Origin of the sequence: Chitinophaga sp. CF418 (genome assembly GCF_900142925.1) — a bacterium.
GTDB lineage: Bacteria > Bacteroidota > Bacteroidia > Chitinophagales > Chitinophagaceae > Chitinophaga.
The window spans coordinates 200,335-224,828 of record NZ_FRCN01000003.1 but is presented as its reverse complement, the minus strand read 5'-3'; the positions used below and the strand labels follow the sequence as shown (position 1 = coordinate 224,828).

Genomic DNA, 24,494 nt, shown 5'->3' with positions numbered 1-24,494 from the left:
TTAATCACCCAGGTAATTAGTGATAATTTTACTAATAGTATCTGCTTTATTAAAAACCATGAGATGTCCTCCACCCTTAATGCGATAATCAGTATGCACGCGCCTGCCGGTTATTACTCTATCGGCCGTGCCGTGTATTTGAATAGTTCTCTCCGGCGCTACTTTATTATCCCAATAAGCAATACTTTTCAGTGCCCAACGAAAAAAAGATACATCTGTATGCTCCAATAAATTCGTTAATGTCTTTTTATCTTTTTGGGACCGGGCGCCAAAATACCGATAGGTGAGAAAATTAGTACGTCGTATTAGTGAACCGGGAATGATTCGATATAGACCCAATTTCATAAAAAAAGCCTGTACCCTGTTCAATTCACTCTTTGTTCTGACTGAGGATATCAACACCATTTTATCTACCTTTATTTGCCTGGATACTTCCACAGCAACTATTCCTCCAAAAGAAAGCCCGATGATATCTGGATTTTCAACTGTGATCTGGCTCTTTATCCTACCTGCATATTGCCTTATTGATTCGTTAGGCAACGCAGGAATCCAGGTTATGTAAACTTTGTGATACCCCGGAAGTTCCAGGTTCATAAATATACTTGAGTCTGCCCCCAGGCCGCTAAAAAGATAAACAGTTTTTTGTTCTTTTTTTGCTGTATCCTGCGGAGTTTGAGCGCCCACCACGACGCTACTGAACATAAATAACACCCCAAAAATCACTTTCACACTTTGCGTCATAGATTTCTTCGCTTCTTGCCTGATAGGCATTTTTAATATAGTTGTTTACGATATTAACCAGTCCAGAACATAATATTTTGCAATACTATTGCCCTCTGTAGTACAAGTTCCTTTCTGAAGGTTAGCCGTACTTCTTATGGAAAAGTTTAGGAGAACCCGCCGAAAAATATTACCTATGGCAAGTATAATACCAGTTCTCAAAATGGGAGCCATTCTAAAACAATCAAACCCCCGTAAACATCCATAGCCTGTGGCGAAATTTCCCTGGTTATATCAAATGGTATTGATTTTCAATGTGAAAGGCATAGATATCGTCATTATATATGCAAATGCGACTCATAAAATAGTTGGTCCCGTGATACGCTGGAAGCTAACATCAAAAGTAACTATCATTTAACGTCTATTGTGTGGAAATGCGGGGCAGTGAATTCATATATTCCTGAGGAGACGCGTTAAAGTGCTTTTGAAAATTCCTGCTAAAAAGACTGTGAGTACTATAACCGACCATCCTGGCAATCTCAGCCAGACTAAACTCATTTTCAGCAATAAGACAAGCTGCCTTTCTGAGTCGGGTGATATCAATCAGTTCTTTCGGCGATAAAGCAGAAAGAGATTTTATTTTCCGATAAAAAGTGGGCCGGCTCATATTCATATGTTCAGCCAGCGTATCAATATTCATTTGAGCATCCCGAATATTTTTATGAATATAATCATTCAGTTTTTTTAGAAAAATTTCATCCGTTTTTGAATGAGCCATCACCCGTACATCTTCAAATGGTGAACTCGCAAAATGAGTTTTTATCTTTAAGCGGTTATTAAGCAAATTGGTAATTTGTATCTGAAGGAATCTGGGAGAAAAAGGTTTTTTAATATAAGCGTCAGCGCCAGCCTCCAGTCCTTTTATATGTGACAGATGGGTGTTTTTGGACGTCAATAATATGATCGGAATATGGCAGTATTCAACATTTGATTTGACCACCTGACATAGTTCAAAACCATCCATCCCCGGCATCATAATATCTAATACGATGAGATGTATCATTTCGGTATCCAGAACCAGCAGCGCATTTTCAGCATTTTCTGCCAGATGTACTTTATAAGTATCACCTAAAACTTCTGATAGAAATTCCAGGATATCCTGGTTATCATCTATAATTAAAATGCTTTCAGTCATAGTTATTATATTTTTTTCCAGCTACCCAGATTAAACTCGAATTTTTGATGTATCGGTAATGTTAATACAAAAACGATTTCATTGATACTACCCGAAACCAACTCTAAAGATCCGTTATGTAATTCTGTTAACGACCTGGCCAGAGGTAATCCAATACCTGTTCCTGGCTTTTCCTTGTTGTTCAGCCTGAAAAATGGTTCAAATATTTTTTCCTGAAATTTGGCTGGTATCTCTTTCCCATCGTTACTGAAAATAATTGTAAATTTTTCGTCGCCGGTATTGAGCGGGAGCATCTTTATAATAGCGCGGCATGCGGCATACTTAATCGCATTGGAGATCAGGTTATCGCATATTTTAATCAGCGCTTCTCTGTCTACAAATGCCATAATATGGATTTCAGGGAGATCTATATGTAAACTTATTTTGCTCTCTTTAGCAAGTTCTCTGAATGAATCTGTTTGTTCTATGAGCAGTTTATTAATGTCTGCGTTTACAAAGTTTAATCCGAACTGTTCTATTTCGGTCTGCCTGAAATCCAGCAACTGCCCGGTAAGTTCTGTCAGTCTGTTTGCATTCTTCTGCACCATCAACAGGCTCTTTTTAATATTCGGCTGGTTCTCTGCCATTTTTATCAATCTTTCGACTGGACCTACAATCAGGGTCAGGGGTGTTTGGATTTCATGTGCAATGTTGGTGAAAAACTCAATTTTAAACTGATAAATTTCTTTCTTTTTTTCGTGTTCAAATAGTTGGAGTTTAATCAGGTTTTTACTGTTCAGGTAACTATGATAATAGCGGATCAACAGGAACAAAATGGTTCCTGAAATCAGCACATATAAAAAGTAAGCAGTATTGCTTTTCCAGAAGGGGGGTGAAATGCTGATAAACAGGCGCCGTTCTTTACCTGTCCAGTTGCCGACATTACTTTCTGCACGCACTGTAAACGTATAGCTCCCCGGTGCCAGGTTTGTAAAATAGGCGTTTCTGTTGGTGTTAAGATATGTCCAGTCTTTATTTACCCCGGTCATGAAATATCTATACCGGGTGGCCCTGGCCGAAGAGTAATTCAGCGCAGCAAACTCAATACTGAAATTATTCTGATCGTGGGTCAGCACGATGGTATCGGTAAATAGAATTGATTTGGTGTGTGGGTCATCTTTATTGTTTATCTGAAATCCGGTAATGTAAGTTGGCGGAGATACATCTTTGGTGCCAAAATCGGCGGGGTTAAAGGCGATCATTCCTTTCACAGATCCGAAATACATTTTGCCGGTAGCGTCTTTGTAGGCTGAATTGTAATTAAACTGATCTGTTATAAGCCCGTTCGATTGTGTATAAGTCTTACACTGTTCGGTGCGTAAATCAAAACAGATAAGACCTCTGAGTGAACTTATCCATAAACGTTTCGAATTATCTTCCAGGATACAGAACACAGCGTTACTGGGTAGGCCGTTTTCTATCGTAAATTTTTTAATGGTTTTCCGATCTGGATTTAACTTTATCAGGCCACCGCCGGCAGTTGCAAACCACAGTGAGTGATTGCTGTCTTCAAAAATATTATACACCGGAAATTCATTGATCATTTCGTTGTGTTGCTTGTCGCCAAATCGGAAATTACCGTGTTTGCCGGTTTTTCGATTATAGTAAAAAGCGCCTTGCGACACGCTGCCAGTCCAGATATTTCCCTGTGCGTCTTCAGTGATGTCAAAAACATACGAGTTATAGGGTATTTGCTTAACACGGCTGAATGTTTTGTGCTTCCTGTCATAAAGAAATAACCCTGAGCCATTATATGCAGTGCCAACCAGTAAGGTGCTATCCATTGTGAGATAGAAACGAAGTACGAAATCACTCACCCTGTCGTTTTTGTCACCAATAAACTGAAAGCGGTCCGTCACTGTTCCGGTGCGCATGTCCATTATTTCCATACCATGTAAAAACGGGCCAATGAATAACTGATTACCTAATGTTAAAAGACCGTGGATATTGGGGTAAGAGATAGCGCCCCTTTTTCCCGTTGCCGTATAGTTGGTAAATTTCCCTGTTTTTATATTGAACTTATTGATACCTGCATCTTCGGTACCAATCCATAAGTTACCCTTGGTATCAGGACAAATTGTTCCCACAGCGTTGCCTGATATGGAGTTAGTGCCTTGCAGGGGATAATATTTTTCAAACCGGGCATTCTCTGCCGAATAATAATTTAAACCACCAAAAAATGTACCTGCCCACATGCCTCCCCGATTGTCTTTGCATATTGTATAGACAGCGTTATCTGTGAGAGAATAAGGATCACTGATCTGTTTTCGTAAATTCTGGCTTGTGTTGGTGGTCAGGTCGTATACATATATGCCTGATTCAGTGGCTATCCAGTAATGCTGATTACTGCCGGCAGTAATATCACGTACATATACATCGGTATTATCATTGTTGCGAAGTGGTAATGATGTGATTGTTCCTGTTTTAGTGTTATAATTTTTTAATCCCTGTTTAAAACACCCTACCAAAATTTCTTTATCACTGACGGGACATATTTTGCTGATAGATCGCATATTTGCAGGGATACGCTGATCAATTATCCGAACATTGGTCATCTTTTGGTGTGAATAGATGCTGATGACGCCATCGTCATTTCCCACCCACAAATTCCTGCTGCTGTCAATAGCCACGCAGGAAGCATGTAATCTTAAATCTTCAACTTTTTTTTGCCTCTGATCATATTTGTAGAGTGAATAGTTAGCCAGGAACCATAAATTATTGTCGCTGTCAATCACAAGATGGCTGATGTAAGTTGGCGGGGTGATGTCAAGTGGAGTAAAAACTTCGTTACAGGGATTATACATAAAAATACCCTTACCTGTACCAATCCATAACATGCCTTTTTTATCTTCGGAGATAACGTTTATGACATTATTTCCTATACTGCCAAATTTGTTTTTTTCGTTTTTGTAAGTTTTGAATGTATAACCGTCAAAACGGTTTAATCCTCCTCTGGTACCGATCCACATGAAACCTTTACTATCCTGTAAAATGGACATCACTGAGTTGTGTACCAATCCATCATCAACCTGATAGTGTGTAAAATAATATTGCCCACAACAGGATAGTGTGGCAAGCTGTAATATCAGGCTTACAAAAATGGCATGAGGGAATAATTGCATAACGTTAATTCAAATATAAACAAATGTCCGGTTTTGGAAATGAACGAGTTTGCCTGCGCTGCGCCCGCATATGAGAATCAATTATTTGTGAATGGGTTGAGATAAATCGACAAAAAGTTGAACAGATTATGCACTATCTATTCGTTTATTTTGAATGGCACTAAAATCAAATCACTTAACCACAACTTCCCATGAAAAGAGAGTTATTTGCTACAACTGCTGTCGCCATCGTATTGCTGGCTGCCGGTTGTCAAAAAAAGCAATCGGAGAGTATTCCTCTGTTGAATCCACCCACGACGCTCAGCGTTGCACCACCATTGGGTACACTGGTGGATAGTGGTATTTATCGCATCAGGGGTTTCTCTTCATTACCAGCCGGCCCGGTAGTTGAAGTAACCGGAAACTCAACGGCGGCAGGTGCAAAAATTCAGCAATGGGGATGGTTTCCAAATAACGGACAGAAATGGAAACTTATAAAAACCGATGCCACTTATTATAAGCTGGTCAATGTTACCAGTAGTAAATGTCTCCAGTCACCATCGGCAACTTCGGGCGAGGTATTACAGCAGGGGGCTGATGATGGCTCTGATGCACAACGTTGGGAAATTGCCTATTCCGGCAGTAATAATATTTTTTCACTGACCAACAAGCAAACAGGTATGAAAATGGTTGTTGATCCTGAAGACAGTGTGCCAGGCAGAAAAATCAAGCAGAAAAGTAGTGTAACAGGCACACAGGATCTCTTTGAATTTCGTAACCTCAATTTTCAGAATCCTTTAACTACTAACAGCCGTCCTGATCCCTTCATAGCGCAAAAAGATGGATATTATTATTTCCTGTGTACTAAAGGCAATAGGATAACCATTACGAAAACCCGATCAGTGTCATTACTGGCGGCTATGCCTGAGACCACCGTCTGGACTCCTCCCACAGGTACTGCGTATTCATCTAATATATGGGCGCCTGAGTTACATTTCCTGTCAGGCAAGTGGTATATCTATTTCGCTGCTGATGATACAGGAGGGGATGATAATCACCGCATGTTCGTGCTGGAGAATCCCAATGCTGATCCAACAACCGGAACATGGACATTCAAAGGAAAGATATTTGATTCAACTGATCAATGGGCTATTGATGGTTCGGTACTGACCATTGGTACGAAAAATTACTTCATATGGTCGGGCTGGGAGAATGTGGCTACCAAATATAAACAATATATATACCTTGCTCCCATGTCTAATCCGTGGACCATCAGCGGTGCCAGGGTAGTAGTATCATCGCCTACCAATACCTGGGAAAAATATGAGCCCAGTTCATTAGGGCTTGGTGTTAATGAAGGTCCCATCATGCTGCAGAAAGATGCCAGCAGCCCGGTATTCATTATATATTCAGCAAGTCGTTACACGAGTGACAATTATTGCCTGGCGCAGATACAGTTAAAAAGCGGAGGTAATCCCACAGTTGCAGCCGACTGGATAAATAAGAAACAGGTGTTTGTCAGAAATGATGCTAACGGTGTTTATGGACCAGGGCACAATGGCTTTTTTACCAGTAGTTATACCGATGCAAACGATGTGTTGCATACCGAAAACTGGTTTGTATATCATGCGCGCAGTGTAGCCGCCACTACAAACGGAGGCAGACCGGTAAGAATACAAAAACTAACCTGGAATGCAGATGGATCACCAAACTTTGGCGTAGCTGGAGCGACAGGTGTTAATATCCCCATTCCGATAGGTGACTGATAAGGGTGTCAGCGCAATTTATGAAACAGCCCGCTTGTAATGGCGGGCTGTTTCGTTGTGTCTGATAATTTTAACGTGTCTTCCGGCTATTTTTAAAACGGGGCGTTTCCGATATGTTATGGACGAATCTTGGTGTACGTGACATCGGCTACTCTTCAGCTTTTACCTTCAGATTTTTGAGCCATACCTGCAATGAATGCTCTAATCCTTTTTGGAATTTATTGCGCATTAGGGTTACCATCCAGCCTTCCATGCTTTCCTCAACTTTTACCGTCGTTTGCCCATTGTTTTCTACGAAGGACCAGTTATGGATCGCAAATGCTCCAAATGCTTTGCCTGACCAGCCAATTTTATGTCCACGGGAGACTGTATGCAGCGTCGAGTGAATAGTCAAGCCCCCGCTTTTCCAGTCAAAACTGCTCCCTTTTTCAAAGGGTCCGGTTAACTTGGGATCTTCGACGTCGAGATGCCAGGTTGCCCAATGATCTATGTCACTCATCACCTGGTAAACTTTTTGCGCAGAAGCGTTGATAGTAATTTCCTGATAAGTGATGACAGGTGCATTCTTATTGATAGATGGCGAGACTGCGTACGAACTGTGCAACTCCAAACTTGCAATGGTTATTACGAGTAGCCCGACTAAGGTAAGTAGGATATAAATAAACTTTTTCATTTCTATTGTTTTAGTAAGATTATAGTATGTTATTTAGCAGAAATATTGTTTGTAGTCCTGGGCAAATTGCTCAAAACTAGTAGCTTGCCGTCCAGTGATATCTTTGACGGTATTAAAAACACCAGCGGCCTCACCCCTGGCATAGTGTGCATAGTCTTCGATTAGGCCACCAACCTGCCACTCCGGAAATCCGGCTACTGTAAGTGCGCCTTGCATTTGTTCGGGACTCAACTCTACATATGTTACGGCGGTGCCCAGAACATCAGAGAGTATTTCTGCCATTTGAAGATGTGTGATCGCCGCCGGTCCGGTAATTTGATAGGTTTTATTGTCATGACCTGGCTCTGTCAAGGTCGTTGCGGCAACCGCCGCGATGTCCCGGACGTCTACCGCGCTAACGGCAGCGTTCCCCAATGAACCATAGAATTTTCCTTCATATTTGATATAATGCCCAAAGGCCGTTAGACCCTGCATGAAAAGGTTGGCCCGAAGAAAAGTGTAGTCCATACCCAATTCTTTGATCCTGTTTTCTACGACGGCATGGTAGCGAAGGAAACGTACTGGTGAAGTTTCATCAGCTGCCAGTTGGGATAGCTTTACAATGTGTTTCACCCCGGCTTTATGAGCTGCATCTACAAAGTTTAACTGAAGTTGTTCGGATTGTTCCAAAGAGTTCGTTAGTAAAAATGCCTTTTCGATCCCTTGTAAAGCCTGTACCAGGCTATAAGCATCTGAAAGGTCTCCAACTGCGACTTCCGCTTGTGGCAAATCGCTCATCAGATTGCCCTGCTCTTTATTGCGGACAAGTGCTCGAAACGAAGTATTCCTGCTTACCAACATCTTAATCAATTGTGTGCCCACGGTTCCCGTTGCTCCTGTAATCAATAGATTGCTATTTTCCATAAACTGCGTTTTTATATTACAAAATTCGGTTTGCTGCGAGACCAAAAATTGTACGAAAACGAAGAACGCTCATCGGGTACTGTTGGCTACGCTGGTGGTGTCTTACTGGAGTGTTTGAATTTTGGGGATTAATTTGCAAACAACCGGTGTACAGGTCATTGTTATCAGTACAACTGCCAGGGTGAGATAAAGGGTTATTTGACAACGCGTAGGCACCCGGCCACCATTCGCGGTTAGTAATAAAAGCAAAACTCAATACAGAATCGATATTCACGTGCTGCTTATCCACGACGGGTGGTAATTGGCCTACAACGCTTTATGTAGTAGCAGAGCAGAAATGTACAATCAGTGTTTGGGGTTACAAATAGCTTCCTGGAATTTCAGGTATTGAGAGGGACTAAGATGTAAATAGTGATTAAAATCTTTGATAAGCTGGCTTTGGTCATAATATCCACACCGATCTATTATTTCAAACCAATCCATTTTAGCATTTCCTTGGGAAATTTCCTGGAGAACTTGAATAGCTTTTAGGAAGCGGCCATAGCGATACATTTCTTTTGAGGTATAACCGAAATATTTTTTGTGGTTGACCTGCACAGTTCTTTCGGACAATTTGTTTTTTTGGGATATCTCCTTAATAGGGCTGAAAGTATTTCGGTCAAATTCGGCAATTTGTTCTGCTATTTTATCGCGTCTTCGCAAGTAGGGTTTGCTGAAATCAAGCACTCCTTCAACGCGCTTTTGATTGCAATTAATTTGCTTTAATTCAGACCAAAGGGTGGTGAAGCAATTTTTATGAAGCAGTTCATCGGGATGCAGGGCCGTCTCTTGCGTTAGATCTGCATTTCCGAAGAATCTGAAAAAGGCGTCATCTTTAAAATTGCACACGAATATCTCAGCGCCCACGGGTAATAAATAGTTAAAGGCATGTTTTATTGGTCCAAGTACCATACACGTTTCCACGGTGATCTGATCACCGGTTTTAGAAATAAATGACGCTGGGGTACCGAAATTAAAAATCATGATCGTTTGGTAAGAAGGGAAAAGTGTCTTTTCTATTGCTGCATCGGACTTGTTTTCTGCACAGTAGAAATGAGAAAAGACATCTTCGAATGCCGGCGTCACGCAAATTCGATAACTATTATAACCTGCCATATCTTTCATCCTTAAAGAGGGGAATAACTCCCACACGTGCGAATGTAATAAGACTTTGAATACGTTGTTACGGTCATTTGCAATAATTTTACAATACCGCTACGTGCCCGGTACCGCTAAGTCTTCGAATCAAATAATGTTGATCATTAATAAACTACGCAAAGTTGGACAATAAGGACGGTGCTTTCCCGGCCAATTCGTTGATAAGTTGTTAGCCTGAACAATATATTATTATGTGTTGCTTTTGATTTGTGTTTTTTTTACACAAAGTTTTGAACTGCCGGGATCCTGAGCTATATTGTGTATAATTAAAGTGAATATGTACGTATTAACTCCTCCTCAAAGAGTGTTAGCTCATCAACATAAAACTATTTTCCTGGCTGGTCGGTTATAAAGTGATGTAAGCTTTGCTGGTTGGCATTTTGAAGTTCCTGTGCCATCCGTTCGGTTTCTACTGTTTGGGCTTTTCTTTTGGGATGATGCAAATGTATGCAAAACCCGCTTCGTACAAAGTTTCGACTATAATATGTAAAGAACTATAATTTGATCAGATCAAGATAAACTAAAAATCATGAGAGCAATTAATCCCTGGATCAACTTCAATGGCAATGCCGAAGAAGCATTCACTTTTTACAAATCAGTTTTTGGCGGTGAGTTTACAAAAATCACCCGTTTTAAAGACTTATCAGGCCCCGAGTTTCAGGTAGCCGAAGATGAGGCAAATAAAATAATGTACATCGGCTTGCCGCTTGGCAAAAACAATGTGTTAATAGCCAACGATGTTCCCGGATTTTTAGGGCGGGTAAGCGAAAATGAAAACCGGTCTAAAATATACCTGAATGCCGAAAGCCGTGAAGAAGCAGATAAAATATTTAACGGATTATCAGCAGGCGGAGAAGTGGAAGGACCCATTGGCGACAGCCCATGGGGTACCTATGCCGGAATGTTCAGGGATAAATATGGTATTGAATGGATTGTAGAGTTTGACCCGGGTTATAACGGGTAAGGTTAGCACGGATATCGAACCTCGTATATAAATAAATTCATCGCTCTAATTACCATTATATCTGTTTCAAGCCATTTTTAAAGCCGGAAGAAGCTTTAATTTTTTGCAATCCTGGCCGAACCCAAATCGCTGAAAAATGTGAGGAATTTAGCGTGTATATGAACAACAATGGCTACTACAAAAGGGAAGATCTTGAAAAAATGTTAGCCGGAGAAAAAGTTTCAGTGATGGACTCAGTCAAAAAAGGAGACGTTGAAATTTTGCTTAAATGAAGGGGCCGACCTAAAAGCGCTCTTTGACTTTTTGGTCAGCCCCATAAACAGGTATCGGACATAAGGCAATCTTTTGTATGTAAAAAATTGTATATTTGTAGCTCCTTTGAGCAAGGAGTCTGTAATTATTTCTCCCAATAAATTGACTTTTAATCTTATGCTGCACTTTAGCTATAATGCCTTTTGTTTAGGTGCATTGATTTTCTTAGCTATTTCGCTTGGCAACTTTATTTATGTATGGCTTTGTAAAATGTGGAAGGTTAAGATCACAGAGTTTTCAATTTTCTTAAATCCTTACTTTTCTTTACTCAAAAAGGAAATTAATGGCACAATATATCAATTAGGCTGGTTGCCAATAGGGGCTTATATTAAACCATTGGGAATGTTAAAGGAGGATTTGGGAAGCATTGCTATAGAAGAATTACCATTTTCTCTTTTGAATAAGTCCAGAACAAAGCAATTGGTCTTTCGCCTTATACCTTCCTTGGTTTGGTTATTTGTCTTACTATTAAGTCTATGTACCCTAAAAGGACCTGGGAATATTCTTCAGACTACAGCAGAAATGCTGAATTACATTTTAGTTGCCATCAAAACAATGTTTGGTTTGAGTGCAGCTAATGAACTCGTGATGAGGACAAATAATATGCTGATTGATAAGAGTATTATATCATTCGCTTTGACATTATTGATTTCAATGTTTCTTGTTCTTACCTCGCTGTCAAAAATCATGAGTATATACTCCCGGGATGGAAAAAATATCAATTGGCTGATAAAGCTACCGGGCTTTATAATAACCATTTTCGGTGTGTATTTGACCTGTTGGAAAATTCCTACATTTGTTTTTTCTTTTTTTTCATTTCGCCAAAATGTAAGCTACATCCTTAGTTTTACTTTAGGGCTATATCTTATAGGTTCATTGGTTTTTATACTTGCAATGATATTGGTAAAACTTAAAACTAGTAAGTTGGCCAGTGTTACCGATCGAAGATGAAGAATGCCATTCAAGTATTAAACGAAGCCTCATCAACAACGAAATCAGCGCAAAGATAAATACTCGGAATATTTATTCGGGAATGCCTGGGACCGACTATTTAGCTTACAGATATAAAGAGGATCAGTCTAACTTTGGACTGATCCTCTCTTATTTTGTCCCTCACCGATTATTGCACCCTAATCCCCCCTCCCAAAAAAGATTTGTTAAAATTTGCAAATAACATGTCATTATCTGTCCATGATAAACCTCCACTCTTGAGTAAGTTAGCGTATTGTATTAAAAGACTATGTTAATCAAAATCTGTTAGTAGAAAACTAACTAGCATTAAGAAAATATCCCTGGATTATACGCTTGTGGCATTTCGAATTCAACATTTTATTTAGATAGTATCACTCAATGTAAGAGTATTATTCCCTTGTACCCGTAGTTGGTCACCATTGTAGTAGTTACTGACAAAACCATTTCTGCCGGTTTACCGCAGCTATTGCGCAGACAGAAGTGGCTGTTGCGTGCTTAAGAAGGGGTGTGCATGAACGTTACTGCATTCATATTCAGACTGTGTACTTTACCTCAATTGATATTATGAAAAAACATGTAATTAATCTGTACATCTCAACGTTGCTATGCGTTTGTTTTAGTGCTTACAGTGGACATTTGCAGGCACAAGGACAACCAGCAACAGACACAGGCTTTGTAACCGGTAAAGTGGTCACTGACGAAAGTGTGCCTATACCTGGTGCGACTGTTCAATTGGTGAATAGCAAGCATGTCACTAATACAAATGAAAACGGCGTATTCCGTATCCCCCGTACGAATAATGCTTCCGCTATCCAGGTTTCTCATATCGGCTATCTCACGCTGGTAGTACCTGTCAGTGAAGCCAGGAGCATTGTCCTGAAGACGGTTTCAAGTGATATGAGTGAAGTTGTCGTTGTGGGATATGGTAAACAAAAGAAGATTTCCCTGACAGGAGCTATTGCTTCTGTAGGTACAAAGGAACTGAAGCAAAGTCCTGTTGCCAACCTAAGTAATGCGCTTGCCGGGCGTTTACCCGGTCTCGTAACCTTACAAAACAGTGGCGAACCAGGCTATGATGCATCAGCACTCTGGATCAGAGGTATGGCCACTTTTACGGGTAGCCAGAGTCCTCTTATCCTGGTGGATGGGGTAGAACGTGCGTTCTCTGGTATTGATGCCAACGAAGTAGAAAGTATTTCTATATTAAAAGACGCATCTTCTACTGCCGTGTATGGGGTGCGGGGTGCTAACGGAGTAATATTAGTCACCACCAAAAGGGGCATGAAGTCAAAGCCACAGATCAACTTTACTTTTCAGGGAGGCATCCAGGAGCCAACAAGGTTGCCTGAATATCTCGACTCTTATGATGCACTGAAATTATACCGCGAAGCCCTGATCAACGATGGTCAGAATTATGCCATGTACACGGATGAATACCTGAATAAATTCAGGGACAGATCACACCCGGCTTACAAATATCTATATCCGAATGTAAACTGGTTACATGAACTGCTGAAACCAACTGCCCCTATGTATTCCGGTAACTTAAACGTGTCAGGTGGGAATGACTTTGTACGCTACTTTACCTCTATCTCTTACCTTAGGCAAAGTGGTTTATACCAATACGCCAACTTATCTGATTACAATATTCAGGCTCTTAATAACAAGTATAACTTCCGTTCGAATATTGACCTGAACATCACCAAAGATCTGACTATGGAATTGAACCTCGGCCAGATCGTATATGACAATAACTATCCGAACGTAGGTGCTTCTGCACTTTTCGCAGATATGCAGGGTATACCTCCATACCTGTACCCAATGCAGAATCCGGATGGATCTGTTGCCTATCAATCTGCCAAACCTTACAACCCGTTTGGCCGTTTAACCCAGGGAGGTTACCAGCGTAATTTCCAAAATACACTGCAGGCCACTACCGGGTTCAAGCTCAACCTGCCCTGGATCACCAAAGGTTTAAGTACCCGGGTAAGGCTATCATTTGACTCTTACAATTACAAGAATATAACCAGGTCTAAATCCTACTACACATATAAATGGTCTATAGCTGATGATCAGGCTACCGACCTGTCTACCGGCACCTACACAAAGGTGACTGATGGTTCCAATAACCTGAGCTATGATGTGGCGGCTAACAGCAATCGCCGTACACAGCTGGAAGCTTATCTGAACTATGACCGTACTTTCGGTAAACATGCCGTTACTGCCATGGCGCTTTACCAGCAACAAACATTTTTTGACGCCGTAGGATCCAATGACGCTATTAACGGTCTTCCTTATAAGTATAACGGTTTAATAGGGAGGGTAACATACGCTTATAACAGTAAGATATTCGGTGAAGTAAACTTTGGCTATAACGGGTCTGAAAACTTTCCGGCAGGTAGACGTTACGATCTCTTCCCGGCTGTTTCTGCGAGTTATGTTATTTCCGAAGAACCGTTCTTTAAAAACCAGCTACCGCTCATCAACCTGTTGAAAATCCGTGCGTCCGCAGGTAGTGTAGGTAATGACAAGATCGGTGGTCAGCGCTTCCTGTACCAAAGTACCTGGGCACTGGGCGGCACTGGTTATCAGTTTGGCCGCAATCACGATGGATCCGCATTTGGTGGGGTGTTGGAAGACAGGACGGGCAACATGGGAGTGACCTGGGAAAAAGCAAACAAGTACAACGTGGGTATAGACCTTGAAATGTTTGGTAGTGCTCTCTCCATATCAGGTGATGCGTTTTATGAATTAAGAAGTAATATCCTGGCTACTCCGGGGACCATTCCAAGTATGATCGGTATCGCCAATTTACCTTATGTAAACCTGGGTAAGGTACAAAACAAAGGATTTGAGCTCACCATGGAATACCGTAAGAACTACCATAAATACGGCTACTTCCTGAAAGCCAATTTCTCGTACAACGTGAACCGTATTATTGCCATGGACGAGCCATCTTTTAACGGCCATACTTATCAGCGGCATACCGGGCGTGCTATCGATGATCAATATGGATATGTGGCACTCGGCATGTTCCAGTCACAGGATGATATTAGTAAAAGCCCAGACCAGTCTTCCTTTGGTGCCATTCAGCCAGGTGATCTGAAATATAAGGATATGAATGGAGACGGCGTGGTTAACTCGCTGGACCAGACTTACCTGGGTAAGCGCTCGGTTCCCTATCAGATTGCAGGTATTGCATTGGGTGGTAATTTTCATTCTTTTGACGTGAGCATGCTCTTCCAGGGCGGATTTGGTGGTCATACCTGGTTTACAGGACCACGTATGTGGCCTTTCTCAGGCGATGCGGGTGTATTGTCGGATATAAAAGGCAACTATTGGACACCTGACCATACAGATGCAAAGTATCCAAGATTGTCTTACGCAGCGAATCAGAACAATGATCAGAATTCAACCTGGTGGCTGTATAACTCAAAATACCTGCGACTAAAGAATTTAGAAATTGGTTATACACTTTCTAACGCTACTTCGCGCTTGGTGGGTATCCGGAGTTTAAGGCTTTTTGTAAATGGCTTGAACCTGGTTACCTGGGATGAGATCAAAATTTTCGATCCGGAAACACCTAATGATTCAGGAAACTATCCCCAGATGCGCGTTTTCAACGCAGGTTTGACCGTGGGATTATAATGCTGTGTGACTTTAAACATTAAATAATGAACAGACTAACATATATATACAGGAATCTTGTGACGGCGGCCATCGTTACCACATTTCTAGCCGCCTCTTCCTGCAAAAAATTCCTCGACGTAGTTCCTTCCGAATTGGTCACTTCAGACCAGGTATGGAGCAATATTAATAATGCCAATGGTGTATTGGCGAATTTATACTCTAAGATGCCGGGATCTCTTGCCGATGGCTGGACGGATGAGATATGTGCAGCAACGGACGAATGTTTTCATCACTGGGGAGCCGGTTTTTACCCCCTTTATTACAATAGCGGAGCCTGGAATGCGGCGAATAACCCATACGATATATGGGCGGATGCTTACCAGAAAATCCGTCAATGTAACCTGTTCCTGGAGAATATTGACAAAGTGCCTGTACCGGAGAATCAGCAATCCTATTACGCCACAGTATTACCCCGGTATAAAGCGGAGGCAAGGGTGTTACGTGCATTTTTCTATTTTGATCTCTTTAGGCGTTATGGTGCGGTACCGGTCCTCACCCGCTCTTATGCCGCATCGGAAGCAGCGGATATGCAGATGCCCAGGATGCCGGTAGATTCCGTGGTGAATTTCATTGCAAGAGAATGTGAGCAAGCCGCAGAAATATTGCCTGTTAGCTATGCAGACGGAGACATGGGACGTATCAGCAAAGGTGGTGCGCTGGCATTAGCAACCCGCACGTTGGCATATGCCGCCAGCCCTTTATTTAATGGTAATCCTTTTTACAAGGATATCAAAAATCCCGACGGTACACCGCTGTTTAGCCAAATGGCAGATAAGGAGAAATGGAAACGCGCGGCAGATGAAGCACAGAAAGTCCTTAACCTAAACCTCTATACGTTAAATACAATAGCTGGTGATCCGATTAACAGTTACGCCAGGGTGTTTAATACCCGTAATTGGGACGAAATAATTGTAGCCAAACAACAGAATAACAGTAAGAATATAGAAAATGAATGCCTGCCATATGGTGGCTGGTTTGGCGGCTGGGGAAAGTATAGCATCCTGCAGGAGTTTGTGGATGCTTACGAGATGAACAATGGATATCCTATACATGCCCCGTCTTCAGGATATGATTCTGTAGGTACCTGGTCCGGCGATATCTTTGGCGCTGATGGTTATAGCGAAAATGTGCATTTCGATAATATTTCAAAAATGTACAGAAATCGTGATCCGAGATTTTATGCAACTGTTACTTTCCACGGTAGTAAATGGGCAATTGGTCATACGGGGAATACACCTGTATGGATGTCATGGTGGGGGGCTAATGGCGGAATATCACAGGGCTGGCCAAAATCAACCGGTACCTACCCTGTGTCTGGATATAATCCTCGCAAATGGCTTTCCCCTGATGTGGATATGCTCAATTATTGGACATCTCCTGATGCTAAACGGAATGATCCTGTGATACGCCTCCCGGAAATTTATCTGATTTATGCAGAAGCATTGAACGAATATAACCAAGGGCCAACCTCTGCTGCCTTTGACGCCATCAATAAAGTGCGTGCAAGGGTCAATATGCCAGCATTGCCTATCATTGCTGATGACAATACCCTTGCTGGCTTCAGAGCACGCGTGCAAAACGAAAACCGGGTTGAGTTTGCCTTCGAGTCACACAGGTTCTGGGATGTAAGGCGCTGGATGATCGGTACAATTGTAGACAACGGACCCGTACATGGATTAAATGCACGTCCCACCACGCAGGAATTACAATCCTCTGGTTTTGACGTAAACAGTAAAGAAGCCGGGTTGTCTGTATTTTACAAACGCGTTGTTATACAAACACGTGTATTTCAGCCTAAACATTACCTCTTCCCAATACCTCAGACGGAGATAGAAGTAAATCATCAATTAGTACAAAACTCTGGTTGGTAAAGATGACATGTTAACCATATTTGAAAGTATGATAAGCGGCAGTGGTACTTATGCATAAACATCCTGCCGGATAATGAATCTGTTTGCATTTTGATGTTAAATAACGGCCGGTGCATAGACGTGCACCGGCCATACATGAAGATGTTATAGTGAATCAGGCAAAGTAGTGGCATGAAACAGGTACAGGCTGCATCTGACGAAGTGCAAAAAATGGTAGTGGATAAACACGTCATGCAGAAAACCGGCTTCCTGTACATATTTACAAATAATGAAACCGCACAAGATGTTGACTTTGTTACATAGGAATTTTATTAAATTTGTTCCTTTATAATATTCCTATGAGCGGACATCGCTATTTCCTGGGCATTTCATGCCTTCTTTTAATGATTTGTTGTAAGAAAAGAGTGGCAGAGAACCAGCGACAAACATTGAAAGGAATGAAACGAATATTTACAATTTTAGTGATAACAATCTTCACTATTTTATCGTGTAGCGAGAATAAATCAGGAACTACAAAAACAAATGCTATTGAGATAGAAAAAGAAAATAAAACTGAAACAAAAAATGCGAAACTCGAAACTTCAGACACACTTAATTCCAATAATTATTCTGACTTAGATAGCCAAACGACATACACCAAAGAGCTTGACTTATTTTGGATACGCGATTTAGAAGAGAACGCAAACAAAAAAATTGGTTTTATATCCTTGTCTGACATTTATCCATTGAGCGAACATCCAGACTCTTTAGCTATTCCAAATTATGAAAATGTAGATAAAAACAGTCTTCAATATTTTAAATTAAATGCATCGTATAGAAAGAGAGTTCTTTCAAAAACTAACATTTCAGAAACAGATAGTCTGTTTATTTACGATTACTCTACAGATGTACTACTCTCTTTTCCTGTTAGAAAACTTAATGTAGTTGCCTATTTAAATGATTATATGGACATAAAAGATTGTCCTTGCAGTCAATCCGACTATATGATTGGATTTGAAGTGACAAAAAATTATTTAATAGGGCTAGGAAAATATTTTAGTGAGGCCTTGGTTTTTATTGGTAAAGAAAATCCTTTTACGCACGGACAAATGAAAGCCATTGTTTGGCAAAAAATCAAAGCTGAAAAATTTCCATTAGGAAAAAGCAATTTGACCGAAAAGCAAAAAGAATATAAACATAAAAATACAATAAAAGGACAAGCATATTTATATGAAACAAAAACTCACCAGATTTTCATTCAAGATTATACAGAGCCCAATAATCTTATTCAGGTTCAAGACCGACATTTAATTATAATAGATAAGCAATCTGATAATGTGGTTAATGAGACAATTTTCAACAATAGTGAAGGAACAAGTGTAACACCGTTGAATTTTGGAATAAACAATACCAATTATCCTGACTTGAAAGAACAATGGATAGGAAAACTTTTCAAAGACAAACCCGAAGTTATATTTGGATTTGAATGGGTTTCGTTTGGATGTCCAAGTATTATATTCGTAAATTCACAAAACAAATACGTTCAGATAAATTGTGACAATAGACATTGAAATAAAACAACGAACCGCTAACAGGCGTTTGGCAAAAAAAAGTGGGCTCAGTGCTTAATTGAACATTCTACCTCGTGTCAACTTTTGTGCTGGGTTGACAGTTTAGTGCTTCGAAATCCGCTTCTTCGCCAAGCGCCAAAACGTTACCGGCAAGCATATCGAACGAGAAAAAGCCACAATCATATGACTAAATTAAATACTATTCCAACAATAGAATTTAAAACAGCCAAAGCATTTGAAACTTGGCTCGTAAAGAATCACGAAAACTCTAATGGGCTTTGGCTCAAAATATTCAAGAAAGATTCCGGGAAAAAGACCATCAGCTATGCAGAAGCACTTGATGTAGCTCTTTGCTACGGGTGGATTGATGGTCAAAAACAAGCATATGACGAACAAGCCTGGCTGCAAAAGTTTTGTCCCCGAGGAGCAAAAAGTATTTGGTCCAAAATAAATACTGGACATGTCGAAAGATTAATCAATGAAGGTAGAATGAGACCTGCAGGGTTAAAAGCTGTCGAAAAAGCCAAAGCAGACGGTAGTTGGGAAAAGGCATACGATTCACCAAGCAAAATCACTATACCTGAAGACTTTCTAAAGGAACTTAGCAAAAACAAAAAAGCAGAAGCGTTTTTTATGGGTCTCAATAAGACCAATCTTTTCTCCATTGGATTTCGCCTTCAAACCGCAAAAAAACAAGAGACAAGAGAAAAGCGCATGAAAGAAATTATTGAAATGCTGGCAAAAGGTGAGAAATTCCATTAAATAATTCAGCTTAGTGGCGACAATTATTTGGAAAATGCCAGCCGCTATCATGGCATTACCGCAATGCGGGGTGCAGTGGTTAGTGTGAGTTTTGTGTTTCTTTTTTAGTTTAGTTTTCGGTGGAGAGTGGGGGTTTTTAAACCCGCACTGCGGCAATCCCCAAACCATTATGTGCTATTCGTTTCTCCCATAGAAGAACAAAATTTAGAAACTGAGTATAAGTATGGCGTTTATACGCGACGTGTTTTGCGAGGCATGTCGCTATACGATCAGGCAACATTGCGACCTATTCAGATCTTCGCAATAAAATATGATTATTGGTATGTGATTACAAAAACTGATGGCGACTTAGAAGAAGGCGAGCAGCCTAAACTTAATGAAAATGGTGAACAGTATATGATCGCTTGGACGGACTGCGGTTACTTCGAATCATATATGCAGTTAAGGTTTGGCGGCTTGATGGTAAAATCAGCAATAGAATCAGCTGAGGAATTAGTTGGTCAAAAGATTCGATGGGAAAACTCAGTGGGCTTACTTTAGAGCGTAACAGCACATAATAAGGGCATTTGCAATAATATGGCTGGAGATTGTTTTGTTTCAGCAGACATTACGCTCAGATACCAGCTTCAGGAATCGAATCTATAGATTATTCCTGTATAATGATTTAGATATTAGTTTATAAAAAATGAAGTTAGTCAGAAATGACTAAGGCTTTAAGTTCAGCGACTTAAAGCCTTAGTCATTTTTTAAGTGCCCAGTAGCGGTAGATTATGGAACCAAATGCTTCTGGCAATTAATAGTTTGTATAGATTAAATCAATAATAATCAGGGAAAGCTAAAGGAAAAATTATTTTCAAAGGAATGGTGAGGGATTTTCAATGGTTATGATTTAACTTTAATTGAAATTTGATTTTTACAAATAAAAGTTATGAACAGTGTTATCATTTAATGAATTTGATAAACGCTTTGCTACCGGCTCATCTCTGGAGCTGAAGGCTCTGTTGCCTGAAGGTATCCAGGATGAGATCGGCCATTTCAATGTATTTAATTTATCGAAAATCCGGCAGACTGTTTCGAACACACCCAGTGAACCTTATGAGTGCCGCACTTTTTACAAAGTCAGTCTTTTAATGGGGCATTCAAAAATCGGATATCCTGATAGCATTATAGATCTTTCGCAGCCTACACTTGTTTTTACCACACCCAAAAGTCCTGTAACGTGGCTACCGCTGGCACGTCAGTCAGGGATGTGCTGTGTATTTACATCGGAGTTTCTTCATCCAACCCGGAGTGGTGTAGTACTGGATGAACTGCCTATTTATAAATCACCGGAACATCCTGTATTCCCGCTGCAGAAAAGTGATGTAAGAAATGTAAAAGATATCTTTGAGAAGATGCAGACCGCCATCTCTTCTACTTATACTTACAAATATGATCTGTTGCGTGCATATACCCTTGAACTCATTCATCTGGGGCAACAGTTACAGTCAATAACAATGCTTCACCCTAATCACAGCAATTTTGCAAGGACAACATCCCTGTTCATTGAGTTACTGGAAAGGCAATTCCCAGTGGAAAACCCCCGGCAAAGAATTAATCTGCGAACTCCAAAAGACTATGCTGAAAAACTATCCATACATGTCAATCATCTAAACAAAATATTGAAAGAAACCACAAGCCTGACAACATCTGCATTAATAGCCGGAAGAATTCTCCAGGAAGCGCAGATTCTATTGCGTCAGACAAACTGGACTATCGCTGAGATTGCAGATAGTCTGGGGTTTTCAGACTTTGCACATTTTGCGAAGTTCTTTAAGAACGAAACTTCTATTTCTCCCGGGGTTTATCGCTCACAACCCAAAAGTTTGAATTATACATAAAATGGATTGATCCTACTATTGTGCGCATTACCCATTTGGCGGAATTTTGTACTGTTCTTAGATCAAAACAGTATAACAAATGAGTTCTTCAAAAATTGCGTTAGTAACAGGTGGCAGCCGGGGTATTGGTCAAAATATTGCATTAAGCCTGGCACAAAAAGGTAACGATATCATCATTACATATCTCAGCAACAAGACGAGTGCGGAGCAAACTGTGGCCTCTATTCTGGCACTTGGGCGTAAGGCTGTAGCCCTGCCGCTCAACACATCGGATATTAAAGGTTTCGATGCTTTTACACAACAAGTAAATGAAGCACTGAATACCACATTTGGAACCCCACATTTCGACTTTCTGATCAACAACGCCGGCACTAGTCTTCAGGCGCCGGTTACTGCTACTACAGAAAGCCAGTTTGATGAAATGATGAATATTCATTTGAAAGGAGTTTATTTCCTTACTCAGAAGATGTTACCGTTGTTACAGGATGGTGGAAGAATTGTAAATATTTCTTCTGCGGTGTCGCGGAGTTCTTTTGCGGGGGCATCAGCTTATGCGATGATGAAGGGAGGAATAGATGTGTATACCAGATATCTGGCTGTTGAACTGGGCGCAAGAGAGATAGCTGCGAATGTCGTGGCACCAGGGGCTATCTTCGGCGGTGGAGCGATGGAAGATAATCCTGACATCCGCAAATTTGTGGCAGGAATAACAGCGCTGGGACGTGTAGGGTTGCCTGATGATGTGGGTGGCGTGGTGGCTTTCCTTTGTAGTAATGATGCTAAATGGGTGAATGGTCAGCGTATTGAGGTAACTGGTGGTATGTGGCTGTAGTTATTATGTTTACTTGTTAACAAGCTTCTTCTAAATGGATCTCATATCTACAGATGTCAAACTTGTTAACTGGATCCAAACGATCCCAGACTGGGGAGAGACGTAAAATAACAAGGGGCTGTCTCATAAATAACTTTTACCCAAATTTATTCGGGTACCTGATGGAGAAAATTTTCGTATAAGAAATTCTCAGAGCCATCGAGTTACTTATGACACAGCCCCTTTACCTTTGGTGCCCAGTAGCGAATCATTCTCGAACCAAATATTGATTATAATTAGACGTTTAGCTAAAAAGAGCTAATTATCCGCTCCAATTGGTATCGGGCAAAAAACTAACTTCAAGCATAAAACTATAGTTTGTTCTTTACTAAGTAGAGATATTCCGAATTGAGCTTTCATTGTGTCAACAGTGTCGACACAGTTTGCTAGGTATACTCAGCTCGTTTATTTTGAAGTATTTCTTTGTTGATAGGGTTATCGATATGATCATCTGTTTTATTAAAATGAAATAGTTTGTTGATTACAATATGTTAAAAGGGTTGTGAGAGACTAATTCTACCCAAAAGGTTAGCAATAGTCGTCGAACGAATCTCCACCATTCCACTCGAGGCCACGTGCAAGCGTAAACTGTTTTTCCGCTCCGTTCTGGTCGAAATAGCTTCCAAGATTGATATGTACAAACAATTGATCTTCATAATTATCTTCTTAATCGATAGTAAGGCAAATTCTGCCTTGAGAAGACTTAAAACGTAAACGCCGGAGATAACTTATCTCCGGCGTTTGTTATAAATGCGACTTCTCATATGTGACTATCAAAGCTTTTTGGCACCCGCCGGCACCAGACCAGCTTTAAAGGCTTTCTCATGGTCTTTATTACCCAGGTCCATGCGGAAATTCTCCCATTTTCCTTCAGCGTTTAACACTGCGCAGTCTATATCACCATCTACGTCGTCCGGGAACTGCCATAAAATATGTTCCCCATTTTCATTGGAAAATCCTTCCTCATCAGCCTGTAAAATGCCCTTTACCTTTTCCCAGATGTATGATTGTGTAGTGGTGATAATATGGCATTGTCTAATTAAACGTTGACTGTATGAAACAATCTGAACAGCATATCATAAACTCCTTGTTGGAAAAACATTCTCTTGGCATCCTTACACCGGAAGAAAGAGTATTGCTAGAAAAATGGTATGCTGACTTCCCGCAACAGGGAAAAGTATGGGCGGATGCAGCAGAGAAGACCGCCATGAAAGATGCGCTGAAGGGAGAGATATTTGACGTGATAGCGGCTGAAGAAGTGGACTCTGTTAAGTCACCGCTACGGCGAATCTGGTGGCAGGCTGCGGCAGTAATTGCTGCACTCGCTGTTATATCCTTGTTATATAGTAGGAGGGAGCCCGCATATGAGTTAGTCACTGCTGCTGCGGGTAAAGGGATCGTCAGACTGCAATTGCCGGATCAATCCGAAATATGGCTGGAACCAGGTACTGTTGTACGTTACCAGAAGGATTTTGGTAAGAGGAACCGTGCAATAGAACTCAGGGATGGAATGGCCTTTTTCGAGGTAAAGCAACAGACGGATTATCCTTTTATAGTGAGTGTCCCGGGTGGGATACAAGCGAAAGTGCTTGGTACTGGTTTTACTGTAAGGAAATATGCACAGTCAGAAAACGTCGCAATAATGGTTAGTTCGGGTGCAGTACAGGTAACTGATAGCGCAGGTATGTCATCCATACTCAAAGCCGGACAGCAACTGCATTACCAATTGACCGATCACATAGCTACCAGGACAGAAGGGGATGTAGAGGATTGGCGCGATGGTAATCTGGCTATCAGTGATGCTTCTTTTCAGGAAGTGGCCCGTATCCTGGAAAATCGTTATGGATTGCAGGTGACGTTTAATGCTGCAAATGTAGCATCCTATTGTTTTACGCTTCGCATCAACAAACAAGACACCGCTGCAGACGTGTTGGAAATGTTGAAAGACATAAGCGGACTTGAATATACATTCACCGGTAACAAGGTGATCATACATTAATACCTGATATATTTTGTTAAATGAAAACC

General features: G+C 40.9%; 18 protein-coding genes. 12 read left to right on the top strand and 6 right to left on the bottom strand.

Annotated features, from left to right (window positions below; all coding sequences use genetic code 11):
- The 3 genes from F3I09_RS08590 to F3I09_RS08580 all read right to left on the bottom strand — a co-directional run bounded on the left by F3I09_RS08590 (nt 1) and on the right by F3I09_RS08580 (nt 5,076).
- Complete coding sequence (locus F3I09_RS08590; RefSeq protein WP_149694625.1) at nt 1–771, bottom strand: alpha/beta hydrolase; 771 nt, start codon at nt 769–771, stop codon at nt 1–3.
- Nucleotides 772–1,141: 370 nt separating this feature from the next.
- Nucleotides 1,142–1,915, bottom strand: a complete 774-nt coding sequence (locus tag F3I09_RS08585; protein ID WP_149694624.1) for a response regulator — start codon at nt 1,913–1,915, stop codon at nt 1,142–1,144.
- A 5-nt stretch (nt 1,916–1,920) separates the two neighbouring features.
- Nucleotides 1,921–5,076 (bottom strand): two-component regulator propeller domain-containing protein, encoded by a 3,156-nt coding sequence (locus tag F3I09_RS08580; RefSeq protein ID WP_149694623.1) that lies wholly within the window; start codon nt 5,074–5,076, stop codon nt 1,921–1,923.
- A gap of 191 nt (nt 5,077–5,267) precedes the next feature.
- Here F3I09_RS08580 and F3I09_RS08575 point away from each other — a divergent pair, with 191 nt between their 5' ends.
- Nucleotides 5,268–6,821, top strand: coding sequence for a family 43 glycosylhydrolase (locus F3I09_RS08575; RefSeq protein WP_149694622.1), 1,554 nt, complete (start codon nt 5,268–5,270; stop codon nt 6,819–6,821).
- Nucleotides 6,822–6,969: 148 nt separating this feature from the next.
- Here the strand turns inward: F3I09_RS08575 and F3I09_RS08570 are convergent, their stop codons facing one another.
- From F3I09_RS08570 to F3I09_RS08560, 3 genes are all read right to left on the bottom strand, one after another.
- Nucleotides 6,970–7,494 (bottom strand): SRPBCC family protein, encoded by a 525-nt coding sequence (locus tag F3I09_RS08570; protein ID WP_149694621.1) that lies wholly within the window; start codon nt 7,492–7,494, stop codon nt 6,970–6,972.
- 33 nt (nt 7,495–7,527) lie between these two features.
- The gene (locus tag F3I09_RS08565; protein WP_149694620.1) at nt 7,528–8,397 is read right to left on the bottom strand and encodes an SDR family oxidoreductase; all 870 of its coding nucleotides are present in this window, start codon (nt 8,395–8,397) and stop codon (nt 7,528–7,530) included.
- Nucleotides 8,398–8,742: 345 nt separating this feature from the next.
- The gene (locus tag F3I09_RS08560) at nt 8,743–9,561 is read right to left on the bottom strand and encodes a helix-turn-helix domain-containing protein (protein ID WP_223233179.1); all 819 of its coding nucleotides are present in this window, start codon (nt 9,559–9,561) and stop codon (nt 8,743–8,745) included.
- Nucleotides 9,562–10,123: 562 nt separating this feature from the next.
- Here F3I09_RS08560 and F3I09_RS08555 point away from each other — a divergent pair.
- The 11 genes from F3I09_RS08555 (at nt 10,124) to F3I09_RS08505 (ending at nt 24,465) form a co-directional block, all read left to right on the top strand.
- Nucleotides 10,124–10,558: a VOC family protein gene (locus F3I09_RS08555; protein ID WP_149694619.1), complete on the top strand. Its 435-nt coding sequence runs from the start codon at nt 10,124–10,126 to the stop codon at nt 10,556–10,558.
- A gap of 378 nt (nt 10,559–10,936) precedes the next feature.
- Complete coding sequence (locus F3I09_RS08550; protein ID WP_149694618.1) at nt 10,937–11,821, top strand: hypothetical protein; 885 nt, start codon at nt 10,937–10,939, stop codon at nt 11,819–11,821.
- 585 nt (nt 11,822–12,406) lie between these two features.
- Nucleotides 12,407–15,490, top strand: a complete 3,084-nt coding sequence (locus F3I09_RS08545) for a TonB-dependent receptor (RefSeq protein ID WP_149694617.1) — start codon at nt 12,407–12,409, stop codon at nt 15,488–15,490.
- Nucleotides 15,491–15,516: 26 nt separating this feature from the next.
- Nucleotides 15,517–17,403, top strand: a complete 1,887-nt coding sequence (locus F3I09_RS08540; RefSeq protein ID WP_149694616.1) for a RagB/SusD family nutrient uptake outer membrane protein — start codon at nt 15,517–15,519, stop codon at nt 17,401–17,403.
- 171 nt (nt 17,404–17,574) lie between these two features.
- Nucleotides 17,575–17,706 (top strand): hypothetical protein, encoded by a 132-nt coding sequence (locus F3I09_RS34585; RefSeq protein ID WP_255479440.1) that lies wholly within the window; start codon nt 17,575–17,577, stop codon nt 17,704–17,706.
- A gap of 134 nt (nt 17,707–17,840) precedes the next feature.
- On the top strand, nt 17,841–18,953 hold the full coding sequence (locus F3I09_RS34375) for a hypothetical protein (RefSeq protein ID WP_223233178.1): 1,113 nt from the start codon (nt 17,841–17,843) through the stop codon (nt 18,951–18,953).
- 183 nt (nt 18,954–19,136) lie between these two features.
- On the top strand, nt 19,137–19,715 hold the full coding sequence (locus tag F3I09_RS08525) for a YdeI family protein (RefSeq protein WP_149694615.1): 579 nt from the start codon (nt 19,137–19,139) through the stop codon (nt 19,713–19,715).
- A 171-nt stretch (nt 19,716–19,886) separates the two neighbouring features.
- A complete protein-coding gene (locus tag F3I09_RS08520; protein WP_149694614.1) occupies nt 19,887–20,255 on the top strand; it encodes a hypothetical protein in 369 nt (122 codons plus the stop codon).
- A gap of 395 nt (nt 20,256–20,650) precedes the next feature.
- Nucleotides 20,651–21,595 (top strand): AraC family transcriptional regulator, encoded by a 945-nt coding sequence (locus tag F3I09_RS08515; RefSeq protein ID WP_149694613.1) that lies wholly within the window; start codon nt 20,651–20,653, stop codon nt 21,593–21,595.
- A 79-nt stretch (nt 21,596–21,674) separates the two neighbouring features.
- Entirely contained in the window at nt 21,675–22,427 is a 753-nt protein-coding gene (locus F3I09_RS08510; protein WP_149694612.1) for an SDR family NAD(P)-dependent oxidoreductase, read from the top strand.
- 1,093 nt (nt 22,428–23,520) lie between these two features.
- Nucleotides 23,521–24,465 (top strand): FecR family protein, encoded by a 945-nt coding sequence (locus tag F3I09_RS08505; RefSeq protein ID WP_149694611.1) that lies wholly within the window; start codon nt 23,521–23,523, stop codon nt 24,463–24,465.
- The last annotated feature ends 29 nt before the right edge of the window (nt 24,466–24,494 follow it).

Bases quoted from the DNA above. Each gene is read 5' to 3' on its own strand.
- F3I09_RS08590 (WP_149694625.1), bottom strand. From the start codon at position 771: ATGCCTATCAGGCAAGAAGCGAAGAAATCTATGACGCAAAGTGTGAAA.
- F3I09_RS08585 (WP_149694624.1), bottom strand. From the start codon at position 1,915: ATGACTGAAAGCATTTTAATTATAGATGATAACCAGGATATCCTGGAA.
- F3I09_RS08580 (WP_149694623.1), bottom strand. From the start codon at position 5,076: ATGCAATTATTCCCTCATGCCATTTTTGTAAGCCTGATATTACAGCTT.
- F3I09_RS08575 (WP_149694622.1), top strand. From the start codon at position 5,268: ATGAAAAGAGAGTTATTTGCTACAACTGCTGTCGCCATCGTATTGCTG.
- F3I09_RS08570 (WP_149694621.1), bottom strand. From the start codon at position 7,494: ATGAAAAAGTTTATTTATATCCTACTTACCTTAGTCGGGCTACTCGTA.
- F3I09_RS08565 (WP_149694620.1), bottom strand. From the start codon at position 8,397: ATGGAAAATAGCAATCTATTGATTACAGGAGCAACGGGAACCGTGGGC.
- F3I09_RS08560 (WP_223233179.1), bottom strand. From the start codon at position 9,561: ATGAAAGATATGGCAGGTTATAATAGTTATCGAATTTGCGTGACGCCG.
- F3I09_RS08555 (WP_149694619.1), top strand. From the start codon at position 10,124: ATGAGAGCAATTAATCCCTGGATCAACTTCAATGGCAATGCCGAAGAA.
- F3I09_RS08545 (WP_149694617.1), top strand. From the start codon at position 12,407: ATGAAAAAACATGTAATTAATCTGTACATCTCAACGTTGCTATGCGTT.
- F3I09_RS08540 (WP_149694616.1), top strand. From the start codon at position 15,517: ATGAACAGACTAACATATATATACAGGAATCTTGTGACGGCGGCCATC.
- F3I09_RS34585 (WP_255479440.1), top strand. From the start codon at position 17,575: ATGAAACAGGTACAGGCTGCATCTGACGAAGTGCAAAAAATGGTAGTG.
- F3I09_RS34375 (WP_223233178.1), top strand. From the start codon at position 17,841: ATGAAACGAATATTTACAATTTTAGTGATAACAATCTTCACTATTTTA.
- F3I09_RS08525 (WP_149694615.1), top strand. From the start codon at position 19,137: ATGACTAAATTAAATACTATTCCAACAATAGAATTTAAAACAGCCAAA.
- F3I09_RS08510 (WP_149694612.1), top strand. From the start codon at position 21,675: ATGAGTTCTTCAAAAATTGCGTTAGTAACAGGTGGCAGCCGGGGTATT.
- F3I09_RS08505 (WP_149694611.1), top strand. From the start codon at position 23,521: ATGAAACAATCTGAACAGCATATCATAAACTCCTTGTTGGAAAAACAT.